This is a genomic window from Acidovorax sp. Root217 (assembly GCF_001428645.1).
In the GTDB taxonomy this organism is placed as follows: Bacteria; Pseudomonadota; Gammaproteobacteria; order Burkholderiales; family Burkholderiaceae_C; genus Acidovorax.
The window spans coordinates 115581-129535 of sequence record NZ_LMIH01000034.1; the positions used below are offsets into that span (position 1 = coordinate 115581).

At 67.3% G+C, this 13955-nt stretch carries 19 protein-coding genes; 2 read left to right on the plus strand and 17 right to left on the minus strand.

Features of this window, described 5'->3' with window-relative positions; translation table 11 throughout:
- Window position 1: 1 nt before the first annotated feature.
- The 7 genes from hisA to ASE31_RS25725 all read right to left on the minus strand — a co-directional run bounded on the left by hisA (window position 2) and on the right by ASE31_RS25725 (window position 5447).
- Entirely contained in the window at window positions 2-742 is a 741-nt protein-coding gene (gene hisA / locus ASE31_RS25695) for a 1-(5-phosphoribosyl)-5-[(5-phosphoribosylamino)methylideneamino]imidazole-4-carboxamide isomerase (protein ID WP_057205049.1), read from the minus strand.
- Between the two features lie 62 nt (window positions 743-804).
- The gene (gene hisH, locus ASE31_RS25700; RefSeq protein ID WP_057205052.1) at window positions 805-1473 is read right to left on the minus strand and encodes an imidazole glycerol phosphate synthase subunit HisH; all 669 of its coding nucleotides are present in this window, start codon (window positions 1471-1473) and stop codon (window positions 805-807) included.
- Between the two features lie 54 nt (window positions 1474-1527).
- On the minus strand, window positions 1528-2163 hold the full coding sequence (gene hisB / locus ASE31_RS25705; protein ID WP_057205054.1) for an imidazoleglycerol-phosphate dehydratase HisB: 636 nt from the start codon (window positions 2161-2163) through the stop codon (window positions 1528-1530).
- On the minus strand, window positions 2160-3272 hold the full coding sequence (gene hisC, locus ASE31_RS25710) for a histidinol-phosphate transaminase (RefSeq protein ID WP_057205057.1): 1113 nt from the start codon (window positions 3270-3272) through the stop codon (window positions 2160-2162). Before hisC ends, hisB begins: the two co-directional genes overlap by 4 nt.
- The gene (locus ASE31_RS25715; RefSeq protein ID WP_057205060.1) at window positions 3269-3724 is read right to left on the minus strand and encodes a PIN domain-containing protein; all 456 of its coding nucleotides are present in this window, start codon (window positions 3722-3724) and stop codon (window positions 3269-3271) included. Before ASE31_RS25715 ends, hisC begins: the two co-directional genes overlap by 4 nt.
- Window positions 3721-3945, minus strand: coding sequence for a hypothetical protein (locus tag ASE31_RS25720; protein ID WP_057205247.1), 225 nt, complete (start codon window positions 3943-3945; stop codon window positions 3721-3723). The genes ASE31_RS25715 and ASE31_RS25720 overlap by 4 nt, the downstream gene beginning before the upstream one ends.
- 50 nt (window positions 3946-3995) lie before the next feature.
- A complete protein-coding gene (locus tag ASE31_RS25725) occupies window positions 3996-5447 on the minus strand; it encodes a PLP-dependent aminotransferase family protein (RefSeq protein WP_057205063.1) in 1452 nt (483 codons plus the stop codon).
- Window positions 5448-5630: 183 nt separating this feature from the next.
- On the opposite strand from ASE31_RS25725, the gene ASE31_RS25730 reads away from it, so the two are divergent.
- A complete protein-coding gene (locus ASE31_RS25730; protein WP_235514768.1) occupies window positions 5631-5984 on the plus strand; it encodes a DUF2917 domain-containing protein in 354 nt (117 codons plus the stop codon).
- Between the two features lie 10 nt (window positions 5985-5994).
- Here the strand turns inward: ASE31_RS25730 and hisD are convergent, their stop codons facing one another.
- The 9 genes from hisD to ASE31_RS25775 form a co-directional block, all read right to left on the minus strand.
- Window positions 5995-7377 carry a histidinol dehydrogenase gene (hisD, locus tag ASE31_RS25735; protein WP_057205069.1) on the minus strand — a complete coding sequence of 461 codons (1383 nt, stop codon included), beginning with the start codon at window positions 7375-7377 and terminating at the stop codon, window positions 5995-5997.
- A gap of 41 nt (window positions 7378-7418) precedes the next feature.
- Window positions 7419-8063: an ATP phosphoribosyltransferase gene (hisG, locus tag ASE31_RS25740; protein WP_369819501.1), complete on the minus strand. Its 645-nt coding sequence runs from the start codon at window positions 8061-8063 to the stop codon at window positions 7419-7421.
- A 43-nt stretch (window positions 8064-8106) separates the two neighbouring features.
- Entirely contained in the window at window positions 8107-9399 is a 1293-nt protein-coding gene (gene murA / locus ASE31_RS25745) for a UDP-N-acetylglucosamine 1-carboxyvinyltransferase (protein WP_057205250.1), read from the minus strand.
- 47 nt (window positions 9400-9446) lie between these two features.
- Complete coding sequence (locus ASE31_RS25750; protein ID WP_057205251.1) at window positions 9447-9689, minus strand: BolA family protein; 243 nt, start codon at window positions 9687-9689, stop codon at window positions 9447-9449.
- Between the two features lie 76 nt (window positions 9690-9765).
- Window positions 9766-10521 carry an ABC transporter permease gene (locus tag ASE31_RS25755; protein WP_057205075.1) on the minus strand — a complete coding sequence of 252 codons (756 nt, stop codon included), beginning with the start codon at window positions 10519-10521 and terminating at the stop codon, window positions 9766-9768.
- On the minus strand, window positions 10518-11480 hold the full coding sequence (locus ASE31_RS25760) for an ABC transporter ATP-binding protein (protein ID WP_057205078.1): 963 nt from the start codon (window positions 11478-11480) through the stop codon (window positions 10518-10520). Before ASE31_RS25760 ends, ASE31_RS25755 begins: the two co-directional genes overlap by 4 nt.
- Before the next feature lie 68 nt (window positions 11481-11548).
- Window positions 11549-11860, minus strand: coding sequence for a lipid asymmetry maintenance protein MlaB (locus tag ASE31_RS25765; protein WP_057205081.1), 312 nt, complete (start codon window positions 11858-11860; stop codon window positions 11549-11551).
- Complete coding sequence (locus ASE31_RS25770) at window positions 11841-12488, minus strand: phospholipid-binding protein MlaC (RefSeq protein WP_057205253.1); 648 nt, start codon at window positions 12486-12488, stop codon at window positions 11841-11843. Before ASE31_RS25770 ends, ASE31_RS25765 begins: the two co-directional genes overlap by 20 nt.
- 123 nt (window positions 12489-12611) lie before the next feature.
- Window positions 12612-13379, minus strand: coding sequence for a VacJ family lipoprotein (locus tag ASE31_RS25775; RefSeq protein ID WP_057205255.1), 768 nt, complete (start codon window positions 13377-13379; stop codon window positions 12612-12614).
- On the opposite strand from ASE31_RS25775, the gene ASE31_RS33190 reads away from it, so the two are divergent.
- Window positions 13366-13512 (plus strand): F-box protein, encoded by a 147-nt coding sequence (locus ASE31_RS33190; protein ID WP_369819499.1) that lies wholly within the window; start codon window positions 13366-13368, stop codon window positions 13510-13512. The two genes, ASE31_RS25775 and ASE31_RS33190, sit on opposite strands and share 14 nt — an antisense overlap.
- Here ASE31_RS33190 and mlaD read toward each other — a convergent pair.
- The gene (mlaD, locus tag ASE31_RS25780; protein WP_057205084.1) at window positions 13442-13930 is read right to left on the minus strand and encodes an outer membrane lipid asymmetry maintenance protein MlaD; all 489 of its coding nucleotides are present in this window, start codon (window positions 13928-13930) and stop codon (window positions 13442-13444) included. The two genes, ASE31_RS33190 and mlaD, sit on opposite strands and share 71 nt — an antisense overlap.
- Between the last annotated feature and the right edge of the window lie 25 nt (window positions 13931-13955).

Sequence of the window (13955 nt, forward strand, 5' to 3'; positions counted from 1 at the left end):
GTCAGCCATTGAGTTCATCGGCACGCGCCTGCGCTGCCGCGAAATCGAGGTCCCCACTGTAGATGGCGCGCCCGCAGATCACGCCTTCCACGCCCTCGCCTTCGACGGCGCAGAGCTTCTCGATGTCGGCCATGTTCGACAGGCCACCCGAGGCGATCACCGGAATGCTCAGCGACTGTGCGAGCTTGACGGTGGCTTCGATGTTGATGCCCGAGAGCATGCCGTCGCGGCCGATGTCGGTGTAGATGATGGACTCGACGCCCCAGTCCTCGAACTTCTTGGCCAGGTCCACCACTTCGTGGCCGGTGAGCTTGCTCCAGCCATCGGTGGCAACTTTGCCGTCCTTGGCATCGAGGCCGACGATGATGTGGCCGCCGAAGGCACTGCAGGCGTCCTTGAGGAAGCCGGGGTTCTTCACCGCCGCCGTGCCAATGATAACGTAGCGCAGGCCGCCGTCGATGTATTTCTCGATGGTGTCCAGGTCGCGGATGCCGCCACCGAGCTGCACCGGAATGTCCTCGCCCACTTCCTGCAGGATGGACTTGATCGCGCTGAAGTTCTTGGGCACGCCGGCAAAGGCGCCGTTCAGGTCCACCAGGTGCAGGCGGCGTGCGCCCGCCTCCAGCCACTTGCGCGCCATGGCGGCAGGGTCTTCACCGAAGGTGGTGGATTGGTCCATGTCGCCTTGCTTGAGGCGTACGCAGTGGCCGTCCTTGAGGTCGATGGCGGGAATGAGCAGCATGGTGGGTTCGGGTGAAAAAGGGCGAGGCCGGGCTCGGCCCGAACAGGGTTGGAAATGAAAACTCAGGGGTTCCAGTGCAGGAAATTGCGGTACAGCGCCAGGCCGTGCTCCGCACTTTTCTCGGGGTGGAACTGCGTGGCAAAAATATTATCGCGTGCAATCGCCGCGGCGAACACACCGCCGTAGTCGGCCTCGCCCGCGCAGTGCGCTGCATTCTGCGGCCGGGCATAGAAACTGTGCACAAAATAGAAGTAGCTGCCGTCGGGCACACCGGTCCATACCGGATGTGCCGCACCGCGGTGCGCCATCTGGCGCACCTGGTTCCAGCCCATCTGCGGCACCTTGAAACGGCTGCCATCGGGCTGGGTGCGGCCGGCGAGATCGAACTTGCGCACCTCGCCAGGGATCAGCGACAGGCCGGGCGTGTCGCCCTCGGCGCTGTGGTCCAGCAGCATCTGCATGCCCACGCACACTCCGAACATCGGTTTGCTGGCCGCAGCTTCGAGCACGGACTCCGAGAGGCCCGAGTCGCGCAGCTCGCGCATGCAGTCGGGCATGGCACCTTGCCCCGGCAGCACGATGCGCTGCGCGGCGCGCACCTCTTCAGGGCGCGAGGTGACGACCACGGTCCAGCCCGAGCCTTCGGCCGCAGCCTGCACGGCCTGCGACACCGAGCGCAGGTTGCCCATGCCGTAATCAACCACGGCGACGGTTTTTGCTTCCATATTCATAGCTATCGGCGCTTGGCGAAAAATCGGTAGCGGCCTTTTTTCAGCGTGTGGGAATCAGAGACTGCCCTTGGTGGACGGAATGGTGCCGGCGGCGCGCGGGTCGCGCGTGAGGGCCGAGCGCAGCGCGCGGGCAAAGGCCTTGAACACTGTTTCGCACTGGTGGTGCGCGTTGATGCCCTTGAGGTTGTCGATGTGCAGCGTCACGCCCGCGTGGTTCACGAAGCCCTGGAAGAATTCGTAGGTGAGCTGCGTGTCGAAGCCGCCGATGCTGCCCGCCGTGAACGGGATGTGCAGGTGCAGCCCGGGGCGGCCCGAGAAATCGACCACCACGCGGCTCAGCGCCTCGTCCAGCGGCACATAGGCATGGCCGTAGCGGGTGATGCCCTTCTTGTCGCCCACGGCGCGCGCGAAGGCCTGGCCGAGGGTGATGCCCACGTCTTCCACCGTGTGGTGGCCGTCGATGTGCAGGTCGCCGTCGCAGTCGACCTCCAGGTCGATCAGCCCGTGGCGGGCGATCTGTTCGAGCATATGGTCGAAAAAGCCGATGCCGGTGTGCAGCTTGGCCTGGCCGGTGCCGTCGAGGTTGATGCGCACGGTGATGTGCGTCTCGGCGGTGTTGCGGCTGACCTCGGCGGTGCGGTCGGCCTGGGGATCGGTCGAGGCGGAGGGAACGAGTGCAGAAGAAGTCATAGGGAGGCTTGGAGCGCAGCAAGCATCTGCGCGTTGTCGTCGGCGTTGCCCACCGTGAGGCGCAGGCAGTTCACCAGCATGGGGTGCATTGTAGAAACGTTCTTGACGAGGACCTTGCGCTTTTTCATGCCCTCGCAGGTTGTGGCGGAATCGGCCACACGCACCAGCACCATGTTGGCCTCGCTGTCCCAGCACTTTTCGATGCCTGGCAGGGCCCTGAGGGCCTGCACCAGCAGTGTGCGCTGGGCGCGCAGCTCGGCGGCCTGGTCGGCGAACACGTCGGCATGCTCCAGCGCGAACAGCGCTGCCTCGCAGTTGAGCACGCTCACGTTGTAGGGCGGGCGCACCTTGTCGATCTCGGTGGTCACGGCCGCTGGCGCGATGAGGTAGCCCAGGCGCACCCCGGCCAGGCCGAACTTGCTGAGCGTGCGCATGAGCAGCACATGGCCGTTGCGCGCCGGTTCGGCGCGCATGCGGTCGATCCAGGTGCGGCTGGCGAATGGCTGGTAGGCCTCGTCCATCACCACGAAGCCGCCCTGTGCGCCCACCGCGTCGATGATGCGCTGCACCGCGCCCTCATCCCACAGCGTGGCCGTGGGGTTGTTGGGGTAGGCGATGTAGGTGATGGCCGGGCGGTGCTGGGCGATGGCGGCCAGCATGGCCGGCTCGTCGAGCTCGAAATCGGCAGTGAGCGGCACGCCCACGAAATCCAGGCCCTGCAGTTGCGCGCTCAGCGGGTACATCACGAAGCCGGGCATGGGCGCCAGCATGGTGGCACGCTCGCCGGGCTGGGCGCAGGCCAGGGCCAGCAGGGTGATGAGTTCGTCGGACCCATTGCCCAGCACGATGCCGTGACCCTCGGGCATGCCGGCGTACTTCGCCAACGCGGCCTTCAGGTCGTTCAGGCGCTCGCCCGGGTAGCGGTTGAGCGCCAGCGCGCCCAGGCGCTGGCCCAGCGCGGCCTGCAGGTGGGCGGGCAGGCGAAACGGGTTTTCCATCGCGTCCATCTTGAGCATGCCGGTGGACGGCTGCACGGCATAGGCATGCATGGCGCGCACGTCGGCACGGATGCGGTTCAGGGCGGCCAGAGGCGGGGCAGTGGTGGTCATTCGGCGGTGTCCAGTTCGTGGGGGGCGACAAGAAAAGGGTTGACGGCGCGCACGGCATCGAACACCTGGTCGTGCGGCAGTGCTTCGGTGAGCAGGTAGCGGCAGCCCTGCTGGTGGGCCGAGGAGACGATGAGCGCGTCCCAGTAGCCCAGACCATAGCGGTCCTGCAGGTCCCAGGCGCCGTCCACGGTGTAGGCGTCGAGGTGCGGCGGCAGCCACACGCGCAGGCGCCGCACCTGGGCGCGCACCAGGGGCACGGTGCGCGGGCCCTCGAAGCGCTGGATGGCCTGGTTGTACAGCTCGTTGAGCACCTGGGAGCTGATGCGCCCGCTGCGCGTCTGCCAGCAAAAGCCCAGCCACTCGCGGGCCCGCGCCTGGCGCACTGGGTCGCGGTCGTCCACGCTGGCCAGCAGCAGCTCGGTGTCGACGAACAAGGGCACGGTGCTGCTCATCGCTGGAACAGGATTTCGCGCGGCACATAGGGGCCGCTGGAAGCGCCCCAGCTCTCGAAGCCCAGCGCCTCGCGCATGGCCTGGGCGTAGGCGTCTTCCTGGCGCATCTTTTCGGCCAGCCACTCGCCCACCAGGCGCGACACGCTGCTGCCGCGCTTGGCGGCTTCGATGCGCACCCATTCGGCGGCGGCGTCGTCCATGGTGATAGTGACGTTTTTCATGGGATCCATATTACACGAAGTTCGTGCTTCACGAAGTTCGTGTGAAAAATTCAGGCCGCTTTTCGGGTGATGGCCTGGAGCACGCGACAGGCCATGTCACCCACCTTGCGCAGGGCCACCAGGTGTTCCGGGGTCCAGTCGCCCCCCACGCCGATGCGCAGGCAGTTGCGAAAGCGCCCGCTGGCGCTGAACACGGTGCCGGGGGCGATCAGGATGTGCTCGGCCAGGCAGGCTTCATGCAGTTGCACCGAGTCGAGCGCGCGCGGCAGCTCCACCCACAGCAGCATGCCGCCGGGCGGGTCGCTGACCCGCGTGCCCGGCGGAAAATACGCGCCGATGGTGTGGCGCACCTCGTCGAGCCGGGCCGCAGCCGCCGCGCGCAGCTGGCGCATGGCGGCCGCATGCCCGCTCTGGTTGATCAGGTCGGCCAGCGCCAGCTCCAGCACGGCCGACTGGCCACCGGCCTGCATGTCCTTGATGCTGCGCAGCTGCTCCGTCCAGCGCCCGGCCTCGACCCAGCCCAGGCGCAGGCCCGGTGCCAGGGTCTTGGAGAACGAGTCGCAGAGCATCACGTGGCCCGTGGTGTCGTAGGACTTGACGGTGCGGCGCATCTCGTCGGACTCGGCCAGGTCGGCGTAGATCGCGTCCTCGATCACCGCCATGCCGTGGCGCGAGGCCATCTGCGCCAGCCGCCGGCGCTCGGGCTGGGGCATGCAGCTGCCCAGCGGGTTGCTCAGCGTGGGCACCACCATCAGGGCCTTCACGGGCTGCGTATCGAGCGCAAGCTGCAGCGCATCGAGCGAGATGCCGTGGCGCGGGTGCGTGGGGATCTCCAGCGCCTTGAGGTGCAGGCCCTGCAGCACTTCGAGGAAGGAAAAGTGCGTGGGCGACTCCAGCGCCACCACGTCGCCCGGCTGGGTGACGGCGCGCAGGCACAGGGCGATGCTGTCCATGCAGCCGCCGGTGATCACGATGTTCTCGGGGTCCAGGCTGCAACCCAGGCCCACGGCATAGCGCGCCAGGGCGCGCCGCGCCTCCTCCTGCCCGGCCGACGAGGGGTAGGTGCACAGCAACTGGCGATTGCGCTGCACGGAGCGCACCACGGCGCGGCGCACGCGGTCGGGGTTGAGCATGTCGGGCCCCGGCGTACCGCTGCTGAACGAGAGCATGTCCACCGGCTGGGCACGGCCCATGATGCGCTGGCCCAGCCAGTCCACCGACACCTCGCGCGGGCGGCGCAGCGGGCGTGGGGTGGTGGGTTCGGGCAGGTTGACCGGGCGCGCCGCCACGAAGAAGCCCGAGCGCGGGCGGGCAGTGATCAGCCGCGCGTCTTCGAGCCAGTGGTAGGCCTGCACCACGGTGCTCTGGGCCACGCCGCGCTGGCGCGCCAGTTCGCGCACCGAGGGCATCTTCTCGCCGCGCGCCAGGGTGCCGTTGCGCACCAGTTCGGCCAGTTGGGCCGCGATCTGCAGGTAGAGGGGGGTAGTTTCCACGGCGTCCATGGCTTCATTCTGTACTGGCAGGGCCAGCGATGGCCAGTACAGATTGACCCCAGTCAATACGACACAGAGCCCCGCAGCGGGGGATCTGTACTGCACCAGCTCGCGCCGTGCTGTGGCTGGTGACCCAGGGCGCGGGCGCGCACAGTGCAAGGCATGAACTCACTGCACACCCCCTCCCCCGCTTTGCCCACTGTCCCACCGCTGCGGCCACAGGCCCTGGCGCTGCAGTGGAACAGCCAACCCTTGCCGCCTCTGCAGGCCGTGCAGGCGCTCGAATTCCGCACGGGCGAAACCGGCCTGCTCGAAGTCGAGCAGGGCCGTGTCTGGGTCACCTGCGATGGCCTGCTGGAAGACTATTTCCTCGATGCAGGCCAGCGCCTGTCGTTCGCCGGGCCGGTGCGGCTGCGCGTGAGCGCCGAGGGTGGCCCGCCGGCGCGCCTGAGCTGGGCGCGGCACCGGAATTCGGATGTATTGGACCGTTCAGCGGCGGCCGATGTGCCCGCGCCGGGCGCGTCCATCCGCCTGCAGGCGGCCTGAAAAAAGGCTATCAGCCCCGGGCTGGCGGCACGGGCTTGAGCCGCAGCTCGGCGGCGCGGGCATGGGCCTGCAGGCCCTCGCCATAGGCCAGTTCGGCCGCGATGGTGCCCAAGGCCTGAGCGCCGGCCTCGCTCACCTCGATGAGGCTGCTGCGCTTCTGGAAGTCGTAGACGCCCAGTGGCGAACTGAAGCGTGCCGTGCCGCTGGTGGGCAGCACATGGTTGGGGCCTGCGCAGTAGTCGCCCAGGCTTTCGCTGGTATAGGCCCCGAGGAAGATGGCGCCCGCGTGGCGCAGCAGGGGCTCCCAGCGGTGCGGTTCGTTGCTGCTCACCTCCAGGTGCTCGGGGGCGATGCGGTTGCTGATGGCGCAGGCCTCTTCCATGCTGCGCGTGTGGATCAGGGCGCCCCGGCCGTTCAGGCTCTTGGCGATGATCTCGGCGCGGGGCACGGTGGGCAGCAGGCGGTCGATGGCCTCCTGCACGGCGTCGATGTAGGCCGCGTCGGGGCACAGCAGAATGCTCTGCGCCAGCTCGTCGTGCTCGGCCTGGGAGAACAGATCCATCGCCACCCAGTCGGCCGGGGTGCTGCCGTCGGCCAGCACCAGGATTTCGCTGGGGCCGGCGATCATGTCGATGCCCACGGTACCAAACACGCGCTTCTTGGCGCTGGCCACGTAGGCGTTGCCCGGGCCGGTGATCTTGTCGACCTTGGGCACGGTGTCGGTGCCATAGGCCAGCGCGGCCACGGCCTGCGCCCCGCCGATGGTGAAGGCGCGCGTGACGCCAGCCACGTAGGCCGCCGCCAGCACCAGCTCGTTGCGTTCGCCCTTGGTGGATGCCAGCTGCGCGCCCGAGCCGCCGGTGGCGACGCTGCCGCGAACGGGCGTGGGCACCACCATGATGATCTCCTGCACGCCGGCCACGTGGGCGGGGATGGCGTTCATGAGCAGGCTCGACGGATAGGCCGCCTTGCCGCCGGGCACGTAGATGCCCACGCGGTCGAGCGGGGTGACCTTCTGGCCCAGCAGGGTGCCGTCCTCGTCGCGGTAGCTCCAGCTCTCGCCCGAGGCCTTCTTCTGCGCCTCGTGGTAGCTGCGTACGCGCCTGGCGGCGGCCTGCAGGGCATCGCGCTGGGCCGCGGGAATGGCGTCGAACGCGGCCTTGAAATCGGCCTGCGTGAGTTCGAGCCCGGCCATGGAATCAGCCGCCAGGCCGTCGAAACGCGCCGTGTAGTCGAGCACGGCGGCATCGCCACGCGCCCGCACATCGGCCAGGATGTCGGCCACGCGCTGCTCGATGGCCGCATCCGTGTCGGCGGACCAATGCAGGCGATCGCGGAAGGCGGCTTCGAAATCAGCGCTGTCGGTGCTCAGGCGTACGGGCTTGGCTTGCATGGCTTTCGGGTCTCTGTCGCTGTGGGAAATCGGTGATTCGTTCAGGCGCGCGCCGCGGTGGCTGCGGCAAACGCATCGATGATGCGGCGCAGCGGAGCCTGCTTGAGCTTGAGCGCGGCCTGGTTGACGACCAGGTAGGAGCTGATGTCCATGATGCGCTCGACTTCCACCAGGTGGTTGGCGCGCAGGGTGTTGCCGGTGGACACCAGGTCGACGATGGCGTCGGACAGGCCGATCAGCGGCGCCAGCTCCATGCTGCCATAGAGCTTGACCATGTCCACGTGCACCCCCTTGGTGGCGAAGAAGTCGCGCGCGATGGAGGTGTACTTGGTGGCCACCTTCAGGCGCGAGCCCTGCTTGACGGCGCGCTCGTAGTCGAAGTCGTTGCGCACGGCGACGCTCACGCGGCATTTGGCGATCTGCAGGTCCAGTGGCTGGTACAGGCCCTGGCCGCCATGCTCGATGAGGGTGTCCTTGCCGGTCACGCCGATGTCGGCGCCGCCGTACTCCACGTAGGTGGGCACGTCGGTGGCACGCACCAGCACCACGCGCACATCAGGCTGGTTGGTGGGCAGGATGAGCTTGCGCGACTTCTCTGGGTCTTCGAGCACCTCGATGCCGGCGGCGGCCAGCAGCGGCAGGGTCTCGTCGAAGATGCGGCCCTTGGACAGGGCGAGGGTGATCATGGTCATACGGGTTCTCTGAAAAGGGGCGCGGGCGGTGTGGCGGTCAGGACATCCGCTCGATGTCCGCTCCGATGCCGCGCAGCTTGGCTTCCATGCAATCGTAGCCACGGTCCAGATGGTAGATGCGGTCCACCACGGTCTCGCCGTCGGCCACCAGGCCGGCAATCACCAGGCTGGCCGAGGCGCGCAGGTCGGTGGCCATCACGGTGGCGCCCGACAGGGGTGGATTCACGGCCTCGGCGTTGCCCAGGCCCTCGATCACGGCCACCTTGCCATCGGTCTGGATGCGGGCACCCAGGCGCACCAGCTCGTCCACATGCATGAAGCGGTTCTCGAAGATGGTCTCCGTCACCGTGGAGGTGCCCTGCGCCACGCAGTTGAGTGCCATGAACTGGGCCTGCATGTCGGTGGGGAACCCGGGGTATTCGGTGGTGCGAAAGCCCTGGGCACGCAGCTTGCCGGCACCGGGGCTCTGCACCCGGATACCGCCATCCACAGCCTGCACCTGCACGCCGGCCTCGCGCAGCTTGTCGATCACGGCATCGAGGTGGTCGGCGCGCCCATGGCGCAGCACCACGTCGCCGCCGGTGGCCGCCACCGCGCACAGGAAGGTGCCGGCCTCGATGCGGTCGGCCACCACACGGTGGGTGCAGCCGTTCAGACGCTCCACGCCCTGGATGCGGATGCGGCTGCTGCCGTGGCCTTCGATCTTCGCGCCCATGGCGATCAGCATCTCGGCCAGGTCGATGATCTCGGGCTCCTGCGCGGCGTTTTCCAGCACCGTCTCACCCTCGGCCAGCGCCGCGGCCATGAGGAAGTTCTCGGTGCCGGTCACCGTGACCATGTCGGTGGTGATGCGCGCGCCCTTCAGTCGCGTGGCGCCCACAGGCAGCTTGGCGATCATGTAGCCATGCTCGACCACGATTTCTGCACCCATGGTGGCCAGGCCCTTGATGTGCTGGTCCACCGGGCGCGAGCCGATGGCGCAGCCGCCGGGCAGGGACACGGTAGCCTCACCGAAGCGTGCCAGCAGCGGCCCCAGGGCCAGCACCGAGGCGCGCATGGTCTTGACCAGCTCGTACGGGGCCTCGGGCGTGTTCAGGCCGCTCGCGTCGATGCGCAAGGTGCCGTCGGGTGCGCGCTCGGCCGCCACGCCCATGTTGCGGATCAGGGTCAGCATGGTGCTCACGTCCTGCAACTGGGGCACGTTGAGCAGGGTGACCGGCTCGGCCGTGAGCAGCGCGGCGCACAGTTCGGGCAGTGCGGCATTCTTGGCGCCGGAGACCAGCACCTCGCCCTGCAGGGTGCGGCCACCACGGATGAGGAGTTTGTCCATCACGAAACCAGTGAAAAAGTAGTGGGAGGTGCCAGGGTGGCAGCGGCTCAGCGCGGCTGCGCTGCCCATTCGGCGGGCGTGAAGGTCTTCATGGACAGGGCATGCACCTCGTCCGTCTGCATGCGCGAGCCCAGCGTGGCGTACACGCGCTGGTGGCGCTGGATGAGGCGCTTGCCCTCGAACTCGGCCGAGACGATGGTGGCATACCAGTGGCGGCCATCGCCCTGCAGGTCGATGTGCTCGCAGGCCAGGCCGGCGGCGATGAGGTCTTGGAGTTGGTCGGCGGTCATGGGTGGGGCGTGGTTGTCTGCATCCGGGGCGGGCGGCAAGGTTACCGCGAACCGCTCCCGGGCGGTTCAATATCGGTCAATGGCGGATCTTGTAGCCGGTGCGCAGCAGATGCACGGCCAGCCAGCTGACCGCGAGCCAGGCCACGCCCACGATACCGAGGCTGAGCCAGGGCGAGGTGTCGCTCTGGCCGAAGAAACCGTAGCGGAAACCGTCGATCATGTAGAAGAACGGGTTCAGGTGGCTCACGGTCTGCCAGAACGGCGGCAGCGACTGGATGGAGTAGAACACGCCGGACAGGAAGGTCATCGGCACGATCACGAAGTTCTGGAACGCGGCCATCTGGTCGAACTTGTCGGCCCACAGCCCGGCGATGAGGCCCAGCGTGGCCAGAAGGCCCGCCCCCAGAACGGCAAATGCAATGATCCACAACGGCGCTGCGAACTCCGGTCGCGCGAAGGCGACGGTGACGATGAACACCCCCAGCCCCACGGCCAGCCCGCGCACGATGGAGGAGCCCACATAGGCCACGAACCAGGCCCAGTGCGACAGGGGCGTGAGCAGCACGAACACCAGGCTGCCCATGATCTTGCTCTGGATCAGGCTCGACGAGCTGTTGGCGAAGGCGTTCTGCAGCACACTCATCATCACCAGGCCGGGCACCAGGAAGGCCGTATAGCTGATGCGGTCATAGACCTTCACATGGTCTTCGAGCACGTGGCCAAAGATCAGCAGGTACAGCACGGCGGTGAGCACCGGCGCGGCCACGGTCTGAAAGCCCACCTTCCAGAAGCGCAGCAGTTCCTTGTAGAACAGGGTTTGCCAGCCGGTCATGCGTGGGCTCCCAGGGCTGCGGGAGCGGCAGAGGCCGCAGGCGGCGGGTGCGACGCCGATGTGCCGGCCATCACCTGCAGGAACACATCCTCCAGGTCGGGGCGGCGGATCTCCATGTCATGCACCTCCACACCCGCCACGCGCAGCGCGGCCAGGTGCTCCTCGATCTCGCGCGCGTCGTGCGCCGGCATCTGCACGATGCGGCCGGTGACGCGCGCCAGGCGCGCCAGTGCGGGCGGCAGCTTCACGTCGGCCTTGAACTGCAGCACATTGCCCGAAGCGGCCTTGAGCAGTTCGCTGGTATCGGCCAGGGCCACCACCTGCCCGGTCTTGAGCATGGCAATGCGGTTGCACAGGGCCTCGGCCTCCTCAAGGTAGTGCGTGGTGAGCAGCACGGTGTGCCCTTCCTTGTTCAGGCGGGCGATGAATTGCCACAGGGTCTGGCGCAGCTCCACGTCGACCCCGGCGGTGGGCTCGTCAAGCACGATGATGGGCGGCTTGTGCACCAGGGCCTGGGCCACGAGCACGCGCCGCTTCATGCCACCCGAAAGCTGGCGCATGTTGGCGTTGGCCTTGTCCGTGAGGCCCAGGTGGTGCAGCAACTCGTCGATCCAGGCGTCGTTGTTCTTCACACCGAAGTAGCCTGACTGGATGCGCAGCGCCTCGCGCACGTTGAAGAAGGGGTCGAACACCAGCTCCTGCGGCACCACGCCGAGCTTGCGCCGGGCCTCGGCGAACTGCGCCTGCACGTCGCTGCCCTGCACCAGCACACGGCCGTTGCTGGGCCGGGCCAGGCCGGCGAGGATGCTGATCAGGGTGGTCTTGCCGGCACCATTGGGGCCGAGGAGTCCGAAGAACTCCCCTTCCTCGATGTCCAGGCTGACCTGGTTGAGTGCCTGGAAAGGGCCTTTGGGCGTATCAAAGGTCTTGGAAACGGCTTGGAATGAGACTGCGGGCATGAGCCGCTGATTTTAAGGCCTGGTGCACAAACCTGCTGCGCCGGCCCCGGTAGCCCCTGCCAGACGGGTCAGGCTGCAGGCAGCAGATCTGCAACGCCGTACAGCCCGGCCATACTGGTCAGCGCTGCGGGCAGTCCCTGTACGGCAAAGGTCTTGCGGTCCGAGAGCGCCTCGCGCCGGCATTCGAGCAGCACTGCCAGCGCGGAGGTGTCGAACACGGACAGCGCCTGGGCATCCACCACCACGCCCGGCTCCTTGTGCACCTTCAGGCCCTGCAGCAGCATGCGCAGGCACGCCGGTGCCTGGCGGTGCGTCAGTTCCTGCGGAAGGACCAGGACAGGCACAGTGGAAGGCCCTGTGTCAGCCCTTGGTGCCGGCATTGGACCTGTTGCGCGCTTCCAGCGAGGCAATCAGGCCATCCACGCCCTTGGCGTTGATTTCCTGCGCGAACTGGCCCTTGTAGGTTTCCACCAGCCACACGCCGAGCACGTTGAGGTTGTAGATCTTCCAGCCGGCGCCATCGCCCGGGGTCTTTTCCAGACGGTAGTCGAGCTGGATCGGGTCGCCGCGGCCCACGATCTCGGTGCGCACCACCACGTCCTTGTCGGCGGGATCGCCGCGCAGGGGCTTGACCTGGATGGTCTGGTCATTCACCTGGGCCAGAGCACCCGCATAGGTGCGCACCAGCAGGATCTTGAATTCGTCCTGCAGGCGCTTTTGCTGCTCAGGCGTGGCCTGGCGCCAGCCCGGGCCTACGGCGGCGGCGGTCATGCGGCGGAAGTTCACGTTGGGCATGACCGTCTTGTCCACCAGCGCGATCACCTTGGACAGGTCTCCGCCCTGGATGGCCTTGTCAGCCTTGACGGTGTTCAGCACGTCGGTGGACAGGCGCTTGATCAAGGCGTCGGGGGCTTCATCCGCGGCCAGGGCAGACAGGGGCAGGCCCAGCGTTGCGGTGGCCGCCAGGGTCAGGGCGATATGGCCCACGAGTCGTCGATTCATCATCATGTCATCTGCTTTCATTGGGGCGTGCAAGGCACCCTTGATTTCATTGTGGGCCCGAGGGGCCATCCATGTGCTTCGGCCAGGTTGCGGGTTGCAAGCAAGTGCAACACCCAACCGGCGGAAAAATCAACGCTTCTTGGAGTCCGCAGGGGGCTCCTCGGGCAGCATGCCGTCCTTGGAGTCCTGGGCGCCATCATCCTTGTCCTTGTCGTACGGCGCCTCGCCGGCCTGGCTGCGCACCTGCAGGAACACGTCGCGCGTGAAGCTGTACTTGTCGAGCGCAGCACTGTCGAGCACGGAGCCCGCACGCAGCAGGTTGGCACGCACATCCACCGCGCGCAAGGCGTACAGCGAATTGCGGGCCGAGGTCGGGTCCACGTAGCGCACGGGGTTGCCCATCATGTCGACCGGCAGGGCAAAGGTATCGCGCACCGTGGAGGGACCAAGAATGGGCAGCACCACATAGGGACCGGTGTCCACGCCCCAGCGGCCCAGCGTCAGGCCGAAGTCCTGGCGGTAACGGTCAATGCCCAGCTCGCTGGCGACATCCAGCACGCCGCCCAGGCCGAGGAAGGTGTTCACGTTCACGCGCATGAAGCTGGAAGCAGCACCTTCGAGCCGGAACTGCAGCACGTTGTTCACGAAGGACCAGACGTCGGTCAGGTTGGCGAAGAAGTTGCTCACCCCGGTGCGCACCGGAGCGGGCGTGACTTCCTTGTAGGCCGTGGCCACAGGCTTGAGCACCAGGGCATCGACCTGTTCGTTGAACTTGGTGACCCCGCGGTTGTAGGGCTCCAGCGGGTCGCGCGGGTCGTTGCGGGGGCCGCTCGCGCAGCCGACCAGCAAGGCGAGCCCCAGCACGGCCACCAAGGCCCGGCCGGTGCGCCGCAGCATTGCAGCGCCGTTTGCGGGGTGGTTTTCATCGTCGCGGGCCGTGCCCGCTTGCGTCCTGTTCATCATTTTTTGCTACCTGCCCCTGCGGGCTTACTGCCGTCTTCGGCTTTGCTGTAAAGAAATTGTCCAATGAGGTTTTCTAGCACCACGGCGGACTGCGTGGCGGTGATCATGTCGCCCGCCGCGAGGTTCTTCTCGTCACCGCCAGCCTCGATGCCGATGTACTGCTCGCCCAGCAGGCCGCTGGTGAGGATCTTGAGCGAGCTGTCCTTGGGAAACGCATAGCGGTCCTGCATGGCCAGCGTGACGCGCGCCTGGTAGGCCTTGTCATCGAAGGCGATGGACTCCACCCGGCCCACGACCACGCCGGCGCTGCGCACGGCCGCCTGGGGCTTCAGGCCGCCGATGTTGTCGAAGCGCGCGGTGAGCTGGTAGCCGCGCTGGAAATTGAGGGTCAGGAGGTTGGCCGACTGCAGGGCCAGGAACACCAGCGCCGCGATGCCCAGCATCACGAACAGGCCTACCCAGACATCATTTTTGGAGCGTTGCATCGTTAAGGTCTCTTTTCTTGGTCCA

Coding starts and splice junctions, on each gene's coding strand:
- hisB (WP_057205054.1), bottom strand. CDS start 2,163: ATGACTTCTTCTGCACTCGTTCCCTCCGCCTCGACCGATCCCCAGGCC.
- ASE31_RS25725 (WP_057205063.1), bottom strand. CDS start 5,447: ATGGACGCCGTGGAAACTACCCCCCTCTACCTGCAGATCGCGGCCCAA.
- ASE31_RS25765 (WP_057205081.1), bottom strand. CDS start 11,860: ATGCCGGCACCAAGGGCTGACACAGGGCCTTCCACTGTGCCTGTCCTG.
- mlaD (WP_057205084.1), bottom strand. CDS start 13,930: ATGCAACGCTCCAAAAATGATGTCTGGGTAGGCCTGTTCGTGATGCTG.
- murA (WP_057205250.1), bottom strand. CDS start 9,399: ATGGACAAACTCCTCATCCGTGGTGGCCGCACCCTGCAGGGCGAGGTG.
- ASE31_RS25775 (WP_057205255.1), bottom strand. CDS start 13,379: ATGCTGCGGCGCACCGGCCGGGCCTTGGTGGCCGTGCTGGGGCTCGCC.
- hisG (WP_369819501.1), bottom strand. CDS start 8,063: ATGATCACCCTCGCCCTGTCCAAGGGCCGCATCTTCGACGAGACCCTG.
- hisC (WP_057205057.1), bottom strand. CDS start 3,272: ATGACCACCACTGCCCCGCCTCTGGCCGCCCTGAACCGCATCCGTGCC.
- ASE31_RS25715 (WP_057205060.1), bottom strand. CDS start 3,724: ATGAGCAGCACCGTGCCCTTGTTCGTCGACACCGAGCTGCTGCTGGCC.
- hisA (WP_057205049.1), bottom strand. CDS start 742: ATGCTGCTCATTCCCGCCATCGACCTCAAGGACGGCCACTGCGTACGC.
- hisH (WP_057205052.1), bottom strand. CDS start 1,473: ATGAATATGGAAGCAAAAACCGTCGCCGTGGTTGATTACGGCATGGGC.
- ASE31_RS25755 (WP_057205075.1), bottom strand. CDS start 10,521: ATGACCGGCTGGCAAACCCTGTTCTACAAGGAACTGCTGCGCTTCTGG.
- ASE31_RS25720 (WP_057205247.1), bottom strand. CDS start 3,945: ATGAAAAACGTCACTATCACCATGGACGACGCCGCCGCCGAATGGGTG.
- ASE31_RS25770 (WP_057205253.1), bottom strand. CDS start 12,488: ATGATGATGAATCGACGACTCGTGGGCCATATCGCCCTGACCCTGGCG.
- ASE31_RS25760 (WP_057205078.1), bottom strand. CDS start 11,480: ATGCCCGCAGTCTCATTCCAAGCCGTTTCCAAGACCTTTGATACGCCC.
- ASE31_RS25750 (WP_057205251.1), bottom strand. CDS start 9,689: ATGACCGCCGACCAACTCCAAGACCTCATCGCCGCCGGCCTGGCCTGC.
- hisD (WP_057205069.1), bottom strand. CDS start 7,377: ATGCAAGCCAAGCCCGTACGCCTGAGCACCGACAGCGCTGATTTCGAA.